This window comes from Noviherbaspirillum saxi (genome assembly GCF_003591035.1).
In the GTDB taxonomy this organism is placed as follows: Bacteria; Pseudomonadota; Gammaproteobacteria; order Burkholderiales; family Burkholderiaceae_D; genus Noviherbaspirillum; species Noviherbaspirillum saxi.
The window spans coordinates 2113862-2128454 of sequence record NZ_QYUO01000001.1 but is presented as its reverse complement, the minus strand read 5'-3'; the positions used below and the strand labels follow the sequence as shown (position 1 = coordinate 2128454).

The window sequence follows — 14593 nt, the reverse complement described above, 5'->3', positions numbered from 1 at the left end:
ATGGTCTCGACTGTCGCATCGCCCAGCGAAACGCACGTGCAGCTCTGCGTCGGCTTGAATGCCGATGACGGTGCTCGCGTGCTTGATGCGCTTGCATTCGTCGAGCCGCTTTATCGCGGCAAGACCGTGGTGACGGGGCAGGATGCTTTTGCATTCGCCGAAGGCGTGGCGACCACGCTCGCGCTCCTCAATACCGATACCGACTCACGGATCGCCGGGCTGCTGTTCGAGCTTGCGGAATTCGATCCGGCTGCCGCGCTGACAATTGAAGAGCGGTTCGGAGAGGAAATTTCCGAACTCGTCAACGGAATTCACCAATTGATGAAGCTGCACGGCCAGACGTTCAGGCACAAGGAAGTCATGCGCGGCAAAAATGCATCGCAACAGGCGGCCGAGCAGCTAGAGACCCTACGCAAGATGCTGCTGGCAATGGCATCCGACATGCGCGTCGTGCTGGTAAGGCTGGCGTCACGGGTGACAAGCTTGCGCTATTTTGCCGAGATACGACTCGAAGACGAGAAGACGCACGGTTATGCGCGCGAGACGCTCGACCTGTATGCCCCGCTGGCCAACAGATTAGGGGTGTGGCAGCTGAAATGGGAACTCGAGGACCTCGCATTCCGGTTTCTTGAACCGCCGGCGTACAAGCGCATTGCCAAAATGCTTGAGGAAAAACGTCTCGAGCGCGAGAGCTTCGTGGCAAGTGCAATTGCGCGTCTGAGCTCCGAGCTTGCTGCGGCCGGTATCAAGGCAGATGTGTTTGGCCGGCCCAAGCATATCTACAGCATTTGGAACAAAATGCGCGGCAAGTCGCTGGACTTCTCCGAGCTGTACGACGTGCGCGCATTCCGTGTCATCGTCGACGATGCCAAGACCTGCTATACAGTGTTGGGACTCGTGCATAACATCTGGACGCCGATCCCAGCAGAATTCGACGACTATATTTCACGGCCCAAATCGAACGGCTATCAGTCGCTGCATACTGTTGTGGTGGGCGAGGATGGCAGGGCACTGGAAGTGCAGATCCGTACGCATGAAATGCATCGATTCGCCGAGTATGGCGTCGCTGCCCACTGGCGATACAAGGAAAGCGGCGGGTCCGGATTCGCGGCGCAAAAGTATGATGAAAAGATTGCCTGGCTGCGGCAATTGCTCGCCTGGAAGAGCGAGGTGGCTGATGCCGTTGTTGAGCAGGATGACATACAGCGCGAATGGGTAGAGAAGCTGAAATCGGCTTCGCTGGATGACCGCATCTATGTGCTGACTCCACAGGCAAGGGTGATCGAACTGCCGAATGGCGCTACGCCAATCGACTTCGCTTATCACTTGCATACGGATCTCGGGCATCGCTGCCGAGGGGCGCGCGTCGACGGCGCCATGGTGCCGCTGAACACTCCGCTGAAGAATGGGCAGACAGTAGAAATCATTTCGGCGCGCGGCGGCGCAGCCACCGCTGCAGGTCCGTCGCGCGATTGGCTAAGTCCAGGCTATGTCGCGAGCCCGCGCACACGTTCGAAAGTACGCGCGTGGTTCAATGCCATCGAGCAGCAGGAAACCTTGTCGCATGGTCGTGCGCTCGTGGAAAAAACCCTGCAGCGCGAAGGACGGACCGCGATCAACCATGAAGAGCTTGCACACAAGCTCGGATTTGCCAAGGTGGATGAGCTTTTCCTTGCGGTCGGCAAGGAAGAATTCAGCCTGCGCAACATTGAACTGCTGCTGCATGCCGATGATCCGCACAAGCATCCTCCGAAGCAGGCCCCTGACGTTGAAACCGTCATCACCAACAAGAGCCGTGCGTCGAGCGTCGCGAAGGGGGCGCGCTCCGGAGTTCTGGTCGTCGGTACCGATGGGTTGCTGACACAGCTTGCGCGATGCTGCAAGCCTGCGCCGCCGGATGAAATCGTTGGATTCGTCACGCGTGGCAAGGGCATCTCCATACATCGAGCGAACTGCAAGAACCTTGCACAGATCAGGAAGAATGCCCTCGAGCGCGTCATTCAGACGACTTGGGGCGAGCCGGGGAAGGAAACGGTATATCCGGTGGATATCTTCATCCTTGCGAGCGATCGCCAGGGATTGCTGAGGGATGTTTCCGAAATCTTTTCGCGTGAGAAAATCAATGTCATCGGCGTCAGCACGCAAAGCGCCAAAGGTCAGGCTCGCATGTCGTTTACCGCGGAGATTTCATCGACTGCACAGTTGCAGAGAGCACTAGGAATCATTCGCGAGGTCAGCGGCGTGCTCGAAGTGCAACGCCAGTAACGCATTTACCGTTTGCGTTTAACCGCCGCGCGCCATTCTGGTCAACTCCGGCTGCAGCGTGACATGATCGATGTGATGCCGTTCGCGTAACATGGCACGAATGACCTGCAACACCTGAGGCCACTCGTGCAGATCGCGGACTTCGAGATGTCCGATCAGCGCAGGTTCGCCGGGTGTCATTTCCCATACATGCAGGTCGTGCACTGAAAGGACACCATCGATTGCCGCGAGATCGGCGCCGACCTGCAGGTAGTCGATATGTTGTGGAACGCCCTCCATCAGGAAGTGATATGAGTCGCGCAATACCTTAAGCGTGGATCGCAGGATAAGCAGTGATACCAGGATGGACAGCAAGGGGTCGATTGCAAGCCAGCCTGTCATGTAAATGACGATGCCGGCCACAATGGCGGCGATCGATCCAAGCAGGTCGCCCAGCACATGGATCAACGCTGCTCTGGTATTGACGCTGTTTTTGTCATGGGACAGCAGCCATGCCACCAACAGGTTAATCGCGAGTCCGATCAATGCAACGACAAACACTGTCATGCCTTGTACCGGTAGCGGATCGCGGAAGCGCTTGATCGCCTCGAACGCGATCCATGCCACCAGCGCAAGCATCGCCAGCGCATTGATGAAGGCAGCCAGTGCTTCGGCACGTCCGAATCCGAATGAATTCGTCGCGGATGGAGGGCGTCGCGCAATGATCTGGGCGAGCAGGGCCAGTCCGAGCGCAGTGCTGTCGGTAATCATGTGGCCTGCATCGGAAATGAGGGCAAGCGAATTCGACCAAAAGCCCGCGAATGCTTCAATGACGGCAAAGAATAAAGTAAGAACAACTGCCCATGCCAGGATCTTAGGGTTACGGTCGGTGTCGACATGATGATGCGAGGCATCGCCGGCACGATGGGCATGCAGATGGCTTGAAGAGGCGGCGGGTTTGGTTCGCATGCTCTCGATCATACGTGATCAAGAAGACGTGCAGCATGTCCACGGGTCTTGTCGGCACTAGTAGGTTGAATGGAAAGAACTGAAGCCATACCGCTGCATTGAAACCAATAGTATTGATTGAATACATTGTTATGCGAAGGCACTAGCTAAATAAAAAAATTGCCGCTATAATTTTGCTTCTTTAGGCTCGTAGCTCAGCTGGTTAGAGCACTACCTTGACATGGTAGGGGTCGTTGGTTCGAGTCCAATCGAGCCTACCAACGAAAAGCAATACATTTGTAAGAGTGAGAAAGGCAATCCCGGTTATGACACCGCGAACTACAACCGCAAAGGTTTTAGTACGGCGCTAGTCGGGAACTTTTTCGTCTTTGCAAACTTGAAAAAGCGCGGCTAGTCCGCGTTTTTTTTCGTCCGCAGTTTTTAACACTAAGTCTAGCGTCAGTAACAATTCTTCGCTGACATGGAGAGCAAAATGGTATCAGTCCGACTTCCCGATGGTTCACAACGTCAATTCGATGCTCCGGTTACCGTCGCTCAGGTAGCTGCCAGTATTGGTGCCGGGTTGGCAAAGGCAGCTCTGGCCGGCAAGGTCGACGGCAAACTGGTTGATACATCGTATTTGATTGAAAGCGATGCCAATCTTGCCATTGTGACCGACAAGGATGCGGATGGTCTTGATGTGATCCGTCACTCGACAGCCCACTTGCTCGCCTATGCCGTGAAGGAATTGTTCCCGGATGCCCAGGTCACCATCGGCCCGGTCATCGATAACGGCTTCTACTATGACTTTTCGTACAAGCGCCCGTTTACTCCAGAGGACCTGCAGGCGATCGAAAAGAAAATGGCTGAACTCGCCAAGAAGGATGAGCCGGTCACCCGCAAGGTATTGCCGCGCGATGAAGCGGTGGCCTATTTCAAATCCATCGGCGAAGCCTACAAGGCGGAAATCATTGCATCGATTCCGCAGGGTGAAGATGTATCGCTGTATTCGGAAGGCAACTTTGCCGACCTGTGCCGCGGGCCTCACGTCCCATCGACCGGCAAGCTGAAAGTTTTCAAGCTGATGAAGTTGGCCGGCGCCTACTGGCGCGGCGATTCCAAAAATGAAATGCTGCAGCGAGTCTACGGTACTGCCTGGGCCAAGAAAGAAGACCAGGAAGCCTACCTGCACATGCTGGAAGAGGCGGAAAAGCGAGACCACCGCAAGATTGGCAAGGCGCTCGATCTGTTCCACTTCCAAGAAGAGGCGCCGGGTCTGGTGTTCTGGCATCCGAAGGGCTGGACTATCTGGCAGCAGGTCGAGCAGTACATGCGTCATGTCTACCGCGAGAGCGGCTACCAGGAAGTCAAGGCGCCGCAGATTCTCGACCGCAGCCTGTGGGAAAAGACCGGCCACTGGCAGAATTACCGCGAAAACATGTTCGTGACCGAATCGGAGAATCGCAACTACGCGCTCAAGCCGATGAACTGCCCCGGCCATGTGCAGATTTATAACTCCGACTTGCGCAGCTATCGCGATCTGCCGCTCCGATACGGTGAATTCGGCCAGTGCCACCGCAACGAGTCATCGGGCGCGCTGCATGGCATCATGCGGGTGCGCGGCTTTACCCAGGATGATGGCCACATCTTCTGTACTGAAGCCCAGATCGAAGCCGAGGTCACGGATTTCCACCAGCAGGCGATGAATGTTTATAAAGATTTCGGTTTTGCCGAGATCTCGATCAAGCTCGCGCTGCGTCCGGATAGTCGCATCGGCTCCGACGAGACCTGGGATCGCGCCGAAGAGACGCTGCGCTCCGCGTTGCGCGCCTGCGGCGTGACATGGGAAGAGTTGCCGGGCGAGGGCGCATTCTATGGTCCGAAGGTCGAATATCATCTGAAGGATTCGCTCGGACGTCCCTGGCAGGTCGGCACCATGCAGGTTGACTTTTCGATGCCGGGCCGCCTTGGCGCGGAGTATGTTGCCGATGACAATACTCGCAAGGTGCCGGTCATGCTGCACCGGGCGATCGTCGGCTCGATGGAGCGCTTCGTCGGTATCCTGATTGAAAATCATGCCGGCGCCTTGCCGCTCTGGCTTGCGCCAGTGCAAATCGCTGTTCTCAATATCTCCGACGCACAATCTGATTACGCTCAAAGCGTCGCACAAAACCTGAAAAAACAAGGGTTTAGAGTACACCTCGATTTGCGTAATGAGAAAATAACCTATAAAATACGCGAGCATTCGGTTCAAAAGCTTCCTTACATCGTCGTTATCGGCGACAAGGAACGGGATGCAAACACAGTGGCCGTGCGTGCGCGGGGCAACGTCGATCTGGGAGTGATGCCGGTCGATGCACTGGTGGACAGACTCAAGCATGAAGTCGACACCAAAGCCTAAGGGATATTCCCGAGCGCTAGAGCACGGCTTAGTTATTTGACATTAAAAGGAAACTGCAATAGCTACTGACAAGTCGCATCGCATTAACGGCGAAATTACTGTGCCGGAACTGCGTCTATCCGGTGTTAACAACGAGCCGCTTGGCATCGTGTCTCTTGCCGAAGCATTCCGCCTGGCGGAAGAAGCAAACGTGGATCTGGTGGAAATTGCGCCAACAGCGCAACCGCCGGTCGCCCGCCTGATGGATTATGGTAAGTTCAAGTATCAGGAACAGAAAAAGGCCCACGAAGCGAAGCTCAAGCAGAAGGTGATCCAGGTCAAGGAAGTCAAGTTCCGACCGGGTACCGACGATGGCGATTACAACATCAAGCTGCGCAATCTGACGAAGTTCCTTGACGAAGGTGATAAGACCAAGATCACCTTGCGCTTCCGCGGTCGGGAAATGGCGCACCAGGACATCGGCATGCGTATGCTGGAGCGTTTGAAATCTGACCTTGAGCCATACGGTCAGGTAGAGCAGTTTCCCAAGATGGAAGGCCGCCAGATGGTAATGGTGCTGGCGCCGAAGAAGAAGAAATAAGCGGTACAAGAATTCGCGTCGGCTGTTCTCTACGGAACAGTTGGCGCAAATAAGCAGCGGACTCGATTCCACTGCCAAATAAGTGAAAGCAGGCATCCAAGTGCAATGAAGTATTGCCACCTGCAATCATGTTAAAAAAAGGAGCTGTCCTAAAGGACAGATACTGCTATGCCTAAAATGAAGACGAAGAGCAGCGCGAAAAAGCGCTTCCGCGTACGTCCGGGCGGCACCGTCAAGCGCGGTCAAGCCTTCAAGCGTCACATCCTGACGAAGAAAACCACCAAGAACAAACGCCAGTTGCGCGGTGCAGTGGACGTTCATGACACAAACATGAACTCCGTACGCGCGATGATGCCGTTCGCTTAACCTCACTAAGGAGCTACTATGCCTAGAGTAAAACGTGGGGTTACCGCACGGGCCCGTCACAAGAAAGTCCTCGACCAAGCCAAGGGTTACCGCGGCCGTCGCAGTACCGTATTCCGTATCGCCAAGCAGGCGGTCATGCGCGCAGGTCAGTATGCCTACCGCGATCGCCGCAACAAGAAGCGCGTATTCCGCGCACTGTGGATCACCCGTATCAACGCGGCATCGCGTGAGCATGGCGTCACCTACAGCGTATTCATGAACGGTCTCAAGAAAGCCAATATCGAACTCGACCGCAAGGTCCTGGCAGATATGGCAGTGATGGACAAGCCGGCGTTTGCCGCGATTGTCAACCAGGTAAAGGCCAACATCGCTGCTTGAACGTTGTGAGCGCAGGCATCGCCCAGTCGGCGATGTCGCATAGAAGCGGGGCAAAGGTCATCACCTGTGCCCCGTTTTTTTTGAATCGCCGCTATCAGTTTTGCATCAATGATGATGCATTACCGTTAACCGATTGATTGACACAGGCAAAAAAGCCGCATGAATTCCCTAGAACAAATTGTCGCCCAGGCGCAAACGGATTTCGCCGCTGCCCAAGATGCAGCCGCGCTGGAAAATGCAAAAGCCAAGTACCTTGGCAAGACAGGCCAAATCACCGAGCAAATGAAAGGCCTGGGCAAGCTGGCGCCGGAAGAGCGCAAGGCGCAGGGCGCAGTCATCAATGCCGCCAAGGAAAAGATTGAAGCTGCACTGACCGCATGCCGCGATGCACTCGCGAATGCCCAGATGCAGGCACGCCTGAATGCCGAGGCGATCGATGTAACGCTGCCGGGCCGCGGTCGCGGCAAGGGAGGCATTCATCCGGTCATGCGCAGTTGGGAGCGCATTGAAGAAATCTTTGGCTCGATCGGATTCGATGTCGCCGACGGACCGGAAATCGAAACCGACTGGACCAATTTCACCGCGCTCAATAGCCCGGAAAACCATCCCGCGCGTTCGATGCAGGATACTTTCTACATCGATGGCAAGGATACGCAAGGCAAGCCCTTGCTGCTGCGCACGCATACCAGCCCGATGCAGGTCCGTTATGCGCGCATGAACAAGCCGCCGATCAAGGTCATCGCGCCGGGCCGCACTTATCGCGTCGACAGCGATGCTACGCACTCGCCGATGTTCCATCAGGTCGAAGGCTTGTGGATCGCGGAAGACATCAGCTTCGCCGATCTCAAGGGCGTCTATCTCAACTTCGTCAAGGCGTTCTTTGAAACCGACGATCTGCAGGTACGCTTCCGGCCTTCCTATTTTCCCTTCACCGAACCGTCGGCCGAGATCGACATCGCCTTCGGCAGCGGACCCTTGAAGGGACGCTGGCTCGAAGTATCCGGCGCTGGCCAGGTGCATCCGAGCGTGGTGCGCAACATGGGACTCGATCCGGACAAGTACATCGGCTTTGCGTTCGGCTCCGGCCTTGAGCGCTTGACGATGCTGCGTTACGGGATCAACGACTTGCGCCTGTTCTATGAAGGCGATCTGCGTTTCCTGAAGCAGTTCAACTGACACCAAGCACACTGTTCCACTCCCGGATGACCCGGGAGAGTTCATCGGCAGCCGCGTTATCGAACATCGCAGTATGCTGTCCCTGAACCTTCCATCGCATGGAGGGGAGCACGAATACCGTATTTCAGAATATCTGAAGGCTTACTATGCAATTCTCCGAAAGCTGGCTCCGTACCCTCGTTGATCCGAAGATGACATCGGATGCGCTGTCGCATCTTTTGACGATGTCCGGTCTTGAAGTAGAAGAAGTCGAGCCCGTCGCGCCGCCGTTTTCCAATGTGGTCGTGGCCAAGGTCGTGGAAGTGGCCAAGCATCCCAACGCGGATCGCCTGAATGTCTGCCAGGTCGATGCCGGTACTGGCACGCTGTTCAACATCGTATGTGGCGCATCTAACGTGCGGCCCGGTCTGAAAGTAGCCTGTGCGATGGCCGGCGCGAAGCTGCCGCCCGGAGAAGACGGCAAGTCGTTTGAAATCAAGATCGGTCAACTGCGCGGCGTCGAATCGCAAGGCATGCTGTGTTCCGCGCGCGAACTCAAGCTGTCGGAAGAAAGTGCAGGCCTGCTCGAATTGCCGGACGATGCGCCGGTGGGCCAGAATTTCCGCGACTACTACCAGCTCAACGATCTGAAATTCACGATCAAGCTTACGCCGAACAAGGCCGACTGCTTGTCGGTATTGGGTGTTGCCCGCGAAGTATCCGCGTTGACCGGCGTACCCTTGAGAGCGCCGGCCTACAAGACCATTCCCGTTACGACCGATGAAAAGCTGCCGGTCAAGGTATCCGCTCCCGATCTGTGCGGGCGTTTCAGCGGTCGCGTCATCCGCGGCCTGAACGCGCGTGCGCAGACGCCGGACTGGATGAAGCGCCGCCTGGAACGTAGCGGTCAGCGGCCGATTTCTGCGCTGGTGGATATTTCCAATTACGTCATGCTGGAACTTGGACGGCCAAGCCATGTATTCGACCTTCATAAGATCCATGGCGGCCTGGACATTCGCTGGGGCAAGCCTGGCGAATCGCTGAAACTGTTGAATGGCAATACCGTCGAGGTCGATGGCTGGGTCGGCGTCATCGCCGCCGACAAGGAAATCGAATCGCTCGCCGGCATCATGGGCGGCGATTCCACAGCGGTGACGCTCGATACGCAGGATATCTACCTTGAAGCAGCGTTCTGGTGGCCGCAGGCGATCCAGGGGCGTGCTCGTCGTTACAACTTCTCGACCGATGCCGCGCATCGCTTTGAACGGGGTGTCGACTATGCCACCACGGTCGAAGATATTGAACGCCTCACCTCGCTGATCGTGGAAATCTGCGGCGGCAAGGAAACGCTTGTCGGTCCGGTCGACGATCACGTCGTCAACCTGCCAGAGCGCAAGCCGGTGACGCTGCGCACCGCGCGCGCGGTAAAGGTGATTGGCGTTCCCCTCGACGATGCCCAGATCGCGGATATCTTTACGCGCCTCAAGCTGGAATTCACACAGGAACCGGGCGCCTTTATCGTGACCCCGCCTTCCTACCGTTTCGATATCGAGATCGAAGAAGACCTGATCGAGGAAATCGCGCGCGTCTACGGCTTCGAGAATATTCCCGCCGTGGCGCCTGTCGCCGCGAACACGATGCGTATCGATCCGGAAAATCGCCGTTCGTTGTTTACGATCCGCCGTCAGCTGGCCGATGCCGACTATCAGGAAGTAGTGAATTTCAGCTTTGTGGAAGAAGGCTGGGAAGCGGACTTCGCGGCGAATGCCAGCCTGATCAAACTCTTGAACCCGATTGCCAGCCAGTTGAGCGTCATGCGTTCTTCCCTGGTCGGAAGCCTGGTCGCCAATGTGCGCTATAACCTGAATCGCAAGCTGAACCGCGTGCGCGTGTTCGAGATCGGCGCGGTATATCTGCGGGCTGATACCGAACGGGACGGCCCGTTGTCGGTGGCCGGCTACCATCAACCAAAGCGGATTGCTGCCATCGCTTACGGCCCTGCGGCGGAAGAGCAGTGGGGAATGCCCACGCGTAACGTCGACTACTTCGATGTCAAAGGCGATCTGGAAGCCTTGTTTGCACCGAAGACACTGACATTTGCGAAAACCGAACATCCGGCACTGCATCCAGGCCGCTCTGCGCAGGTATTGCTCGATAGCGCGCCAATCGGCTTCATTGGCGAGTTGCATCCGCGTTGGCAACAAAAATATGACTTGCCGCTTGCGCCGGTTGTGTTTGAAGTCGATGCAGACGTCTTGCAGTCGCGCACAATCCCGGTTTACCAGGAAATATCCAAGTTTCCTGCGGTGACCCGTGATATCGCCGTCGTGGTAAAGCAATCGGTTCCGGCGCAATCCCTGATCGATACTTTCCTTGCCGAACGGAAAGCTACGAACGCATGTGCTATCATGCAAGCCATTGTTTTATTTGATGAATATCGCGGCAAGGGCTTGGAAAATGACGAAAAAAGTCTTGCTTTCCGATTCACCTTGCAAGATACTCAGACTACCCTGCAAGATGACAAAGTCGATGCTGCAATGGCAGCTTTTATCGCCGCTGTCGACAAGATGCATGGCGCACGCCTGCGCACATGAGCGGGTTTGAACTTAGCAGGGCAGGGACGACAACTACTATGAATGACGTGAACTCAGCCGAATTTCAATCCGTCTTGGCAGCTGATCTCGATCGCGCAGTGCAGGAAGCCAAGGCGCGTACCCAGGCTGAAAATGAGTTGCCGACGCTGACCAAGGCCGAGCTCGCCGAACTGTTGTTCGAACAGGTCGGCCTCAACAAGCGCGAGGCCAAGGATATGGTCGAAACCTTTTTCGACGAAATCCGCAATGCGCTCGAGCGTGGGGAGGCCGTCAAGCTCTCCGGCTTTGGAAATTTTCAGTTGCGCGACAAGCCGCAACGGCCTGGCCGCAATCCCAAGACCGGCGAAGAAATTCCGATCACCGCGCGCCGGGTCGTCACCTTCCACGCAAGCCAGAAGCTGAAGGGCATGGTGGAAGATGTGAGCCACAAGCCGCTGGCACGCGTAGCCTGAATCATTCAATTACCTGACCCATGAACGACCGCGCGAACAAGTCCGATGCCGTGGTATTGCCGCCGATTCCGGCAAAGCGTTACTTCACCATTGGCGAAGTCAGCGAGCTCTGTGGCGTCAAACCGCATGTGCTGCGTTATTGGGAGCAGGAATTCACGCAACTCAAACCGGTGAAGCGGCGCGGTAACCGCCGCTATTATCAGCATCATGAAGTCTTGCTGATCCGCCGCATCCGTGAACTGCTGTATGAACAAGGCTTCACCATCAGCGGTGCGCGCAACAAGCTCGATACGCGCATGAGCAACAGTGCTGCTGCCACAAACGGCGACAGTACAATGGAAGAAGACTTGACCGCCGGTTTGCCGCCGCTGGAGATCAATACCGTCAGCCTGCGTCACGAACTGTCCGAAATCCTTGCGCTGCTGAAGCGTCGATAAGAAGCAGGATAGCGCTGCTGCGCCGCCACATTTGTGTCAATAAGAAAGAGCCGCATCCGCGGCTCTTCTCGTTTTTGGCTCTGCTGCAATGCGATTTATCCTCGTTGCGGCGACCGCAGGCCACTCCATATTCCTAGAGCAGTTTCACCCTGACTTGCCAGTCGACGCCGAGGCGATTTGCTCGTGGAACAAGGCGCGGCGACGCGACATGGCGAGCCATGGCAAGGAGTCGCAACGCCGTGCCGCGGGCAAAGCGTCCGGCATCGGCGGTACAGTCAGGGTGAAACTGCTCTATTGCACACCTAGTAGAACTGCGTAGTCTCAAGCGCTCGTGATGTATCTATAATCAGGTACGCGCCTGTACCAGTGCTGCGCCTGGCTGTGGGCTGCAATGCCGTAGTCCCTATGGTTCATGGATGGAGATGAAATGAAAACGTCTGTCGCTGCTTCCTGGGACGTTGACAGTATCCTGCGGGTCGGTATGGAGTCGCTGCTCGATCTGTTCGACGATTCCTGCGAAGGTACGATGGCGGTCGATGATCACGGCCGTATCGCATGGATCAACGACAAGTACGCCGCCTTTCTCGGACTGAAGAGTCCCGAATCCGCGTTGGGCAAGCCGGTAGAGGAAGTCATCCCCAACAGCCGCATGCGCGAAGTCGTCACCACCGGCAAGCCGATTCTGCTCGACATCATGATGATCCGCGACCAGCCTTTGGTCGTCATGCGCATTCCGCTCAAGGATGATTCCGGCAAGGTCGTCGGGGCACTTGGCTTCGCGCTGTACGATCGCCTGCAGCGCCTCAAGCCATTGGTCTCGAAGTTTTCCGAACTGCAGTGGGCGCTGGCCAATACGCAAAAGGAACTGGCGCAGCTGCGTCACACCAAGTATTCGATATCCAGTTTCGTCGGTGTCAGCCCGGTCTCGCTCGAACTCAAGCATCGGGCGCGCCGCGCCGCGCAACTGGATACCACGGTCCTGCTGCTCGGCGAAACGGGCACCGGCAAGGAATTGCTGGCGCATGGCATCCATGCGGCTTCAGGTCGTGCTGGCAAGCCCTTCGTCGGCATCAATATCGCTGCCGTACCCGAAACGCTGCTGGAAGCGGAGTTCTTCGGCGTATCCCCCGGCGCGTACACCGGCGCCGACCGCAAGGGGCGCGAAGGTAAATTCAAGATCGCCGACGGCGGCACGCTCTTCCTCGATGAAGTAGGAGACATGCCCCTGCAGGTACAGGCCAAGCTGCTGCGCGTGCTGCAGGAGCAGGAAATCGAACCGCTGGGATCGAACACCATCACCAAGGTCGATGTGCGTGTGATCGCCGCGACCAGTCACGATCTCAAGCAACTGGTTGCCGACGGCAAGTTCCGTTCGGACCTCTATTACCGGCTCAATGTATTGCCTATCGTGCTGCCGCCATTGCGTGAACGGGTCGCGGACCTGGATGCCTTGTGCGAACACTTGCTGGAACAGATCGCGACCCGTACCGGCATGCCGCAACGCGAACTCACTCCAGGTGCGCGCGCCTTCCTGGCTTCCTACCACTGGCCTGGCAATGTCCGCGAATTGCGCAACGCTTTGGAACAAGCCGGCATGCTGACCGACAGCATTGCGCTGTCCGAAGACGACTTTGCTTCCATTCTGACCGTGGAAAGCGCATTGCCCATCCCGCCGTCCGAAGCCGCGCAGGTGCCGCTCACAGAAATCCGGCCGCTTGCCGAGACGGTCGCGGAAGTGGAACGCAACCTGATCAGATCCGCACTGGAAAGCACAGGTCGGAATAAGGCGCTGACAGCGCGTATGCTGGGCATTTCACGCGCCACTCTTTATCAAAAGATTGAGGATTATCAGCTTCTGTCTGATTAACGGACAGCTGTCCGGAAAGTAGACACAAGATAAATCTCCTTATTATTCAAAGACATAACAAGATATAACTTAAATGTGTCTAAAGTCCGTACACATTCCCATCCCAAACTGAATGATTCTAAGCGCGTAAATTCGATTCATATAAGAAATTTCATTAAAAATCAAAAGCTTATGTGCCATGGCATGACATTTGCCATATAGCCTTCAACGCCGGTGAAGCGGCCCAATAAAAACACGCAACGCTTCATCATTTTCGACGCTGCTATGGAGGCACAGTGCGACTCATTAACAAGGTAGCCCTGGTAACAGGTGCAAGCAGGGGCATAGGCAAGGCCACCGCTCTGAAGTTTGCGAAAGAAGGGGCGAAAGTCGTGGTCTGCGATCTTGACGACGACGTTGCCGAGACAGTCGCGCAAATTCGCCTGCAGGGCGGTTCCGCCATCGGATTCACGGTCGACGTGACAAAGGCGGAGAGTATCGAAGCGATGGTGGGCGGGGCGCTCGCGACTTATGGACATATCGACGTGCTGGTCAACAATGCCGGCATCGTGGCCGACGCCCAGCTCAAGAAGATGACCGACGAGCAGTTCGACAAGGTCATCGATGTCAATCTCAAGGGCACCTACAACTGCACCAAGGCCGTGGTCGACGCGATGATAGAGCGCAAGGGCGGGGTCGTACTGAATGCATCTTCCATCGTCGGCATCTACGGTAATTTCGGCCAGACCAATTATGCGGCCAGCAAATTCGGTGTGATCGGCATGGCCAAGACCTGGGCGCGCGAATTGGGCAAGCACAATATCCGCGTCAATGCGGTTTGTCCCGGCTTCATAGAAACGACGATCCTCAAATCCATGCCGGAAAAAGTCATTCGTGCATTGGAAGAACGTGTTCCGCTCGGTCGCCTCGGCAAGCCTGAAGAAATCGCCAATACCTTCGCCTTCCTGGCATCGGATGAAGCGAGTTATATCAATGGCGCCGTCATCGAAGTGTGCGGCGGGATGACGTTGTAAAAACAGGCCGGCATCGTATGTGCCGCAAGGAGAAACAGAGCAGGCAGATAGCAAGAGCAGCAAACGTAGTGGCAGCAGATGCGCAGTACCGTGTTCCAGATAAAAAACAATGAACCTTCGGCCTCGAGCAATTAGGTCGGAATAATTTCAAGGAGAGA

At 56.2% G+C, this 14593-nt stretch carries 12 protein-coding genes and 1 tRNA gene; 12 read left to right on the top strand and 1 reads right to left on the bottom strand.

What is annotated here, in order from left to right:
• Nucleotides 1-2265 (top strand): RelA/SpoT family protein, encoded by a 2265-nt coding sequence (locus D3871_RS09900; protein WP_119768738.1) that lies wholly within the window; start codon nt 1-3, stop codon nt 2263-2265.
• Nucleotides 2266-2283: 18 nt separating this feature from the next.
• On the opposite strand, the gene D3871_RS09895 is transcribed toward D3871_RS09900, so the two are convergent.
• Nucleotides 2284-3213 (bottom strand): cation diffusion facilitator family transporter, encoded by a 930-nt coding sequence (locus tag D3871_RS09895; protein ID WP_119770002.1) that lies wholly within the window; start codon nt 3211-3213, stop codon nt 2284-2286.
• A gap of 183 nt (nt 3214-3396) precedes the next feature.
• Between D3871_RS09895 and D3871_RS09890 the strand changes: the two genes are divergently transcribed.
• From D3871_RS09890 to fabG, 11 genes are all read left to right on the top strand, one after another.
• Nucleotides 3397-3473 (top strand) — tRNA-Val (locus D3871_RS09890).
• A gap of 212 nt (nt 3474-3685) precedes the next feature.
• On the top strand, nt 3686-5593 hold the full coding sequence (thrS, locus tag D3871_RS09885) for a threonine--tRNA ligase (RefSeq protein WP_119768737.1): 1908 nt from the start codon (nt 3686-3688) through the stop codon (nt 5591-5593).
• A gap of 58 nt (nt 5594-5651) precedes the next feature.
• On the top strand, nt 5652-6173 hold the full coding sequence (gene infC / locus D3871_RS09880) for a translation initiation factor IF-3 (RefSeq protein WP_119768736.1): 522 nt from the start codon (nt 5652-5654) through the stop codon (nt 6171-6173).
• A gap of 168 nt (nt 6174-6341) precedes the next feature.
• Nucleotides 6342-6539, top strand: coding sequence for a 50S ribosomal protein L35 (gene rpmI / locus D3871_RS09875; RefSeq protein ID WP_119768735.1), 198 nt, complete (start codon nt 6342-6344; stop codon nt 6537-6539).
• A gap of 18 nt (nt 6540-6557) precedes the next feature.
• Entirely contained in the window at nt 6558-6917 is a 360-nt protein-coding gene (rplT, locus tag D3871_RS09870; protein WP_119738834.1) for a 50S ribosomal protein L20, read from the top strand.
• 159 nt (nt 6918-7076) lie between these two features.
• The gene (gene pheS, locus D3871_RS09865) at nt 7077-8093 is read left to right on the top strand and encodes a phenylalanine--tRNA ligase subunit alpha (RefSeq protein WP_119768734.1); all 1017 of its coding nucleotides are present in this window, start codon (nt 7077-7079) and stop codon (nt 8091-8093) included.
• Nucleotides 8094-8239: 146 nt separating this feature from the next.
• Nucleotides 8240-10666, top strand: coding sequence for a phenylalanine--tRNA ligase subunit beta (gene pheT / locus D3871_RS09860; protein WP_119768733.1), 2427 nt, complete (start codon nt 8240-8242; stop codon nt 10664-10666).
• A gap of 38 nt (nt 10667-10704) precedes the next feature.
• Nucleotides 10705-11118, top strand: a complete 414-nt coding sequence (locus tag D3871_RS09855) for an integration host factor subunit alpha (RefSeq protein WP_119768732.1) — start codon at nt 10705-10707, stop codon at nt 11116-11118.
• A 20-nt stretch (nt 11119-11138) separates the two neighbouring features.
• Nucleotides 11139-11555, top strand: coding sequence for a MerR family transcriptional regulator (locus tag D3871_RS09850; RefSeq protein ID WP_119768731.1), 417 nt, complete (start codon nt 11139-11141; stop codon nt 11553-11555).
• Between the two features lie 427 nt (nt 11556-11982).
• Nucleotides 11983-13422, top strand: coding sequence for a sigma-54 interaction domain-containing protein (locus D3871_RS09845; RefSeq protein ID WP_119768730.1), 1440 nt, complete (start codon nt 11983-11985; stop codon nt 13420-13422).
• A gap of 275 nt (nt 13423-13697) precedes the next feature.
• A complete protein-coding gene (fabG, locus tag D3871_RS09840) occupies nt 13698-14435 on the top strand; it encodes a 3-oxoacyl-[acyl-carrier-protein] reductase (protein WP_119768729.1) in 738 nt (245 codons plus the stop codon).
• Nucleotides 14436-14593: the final 158 nt, after the last annotated feature.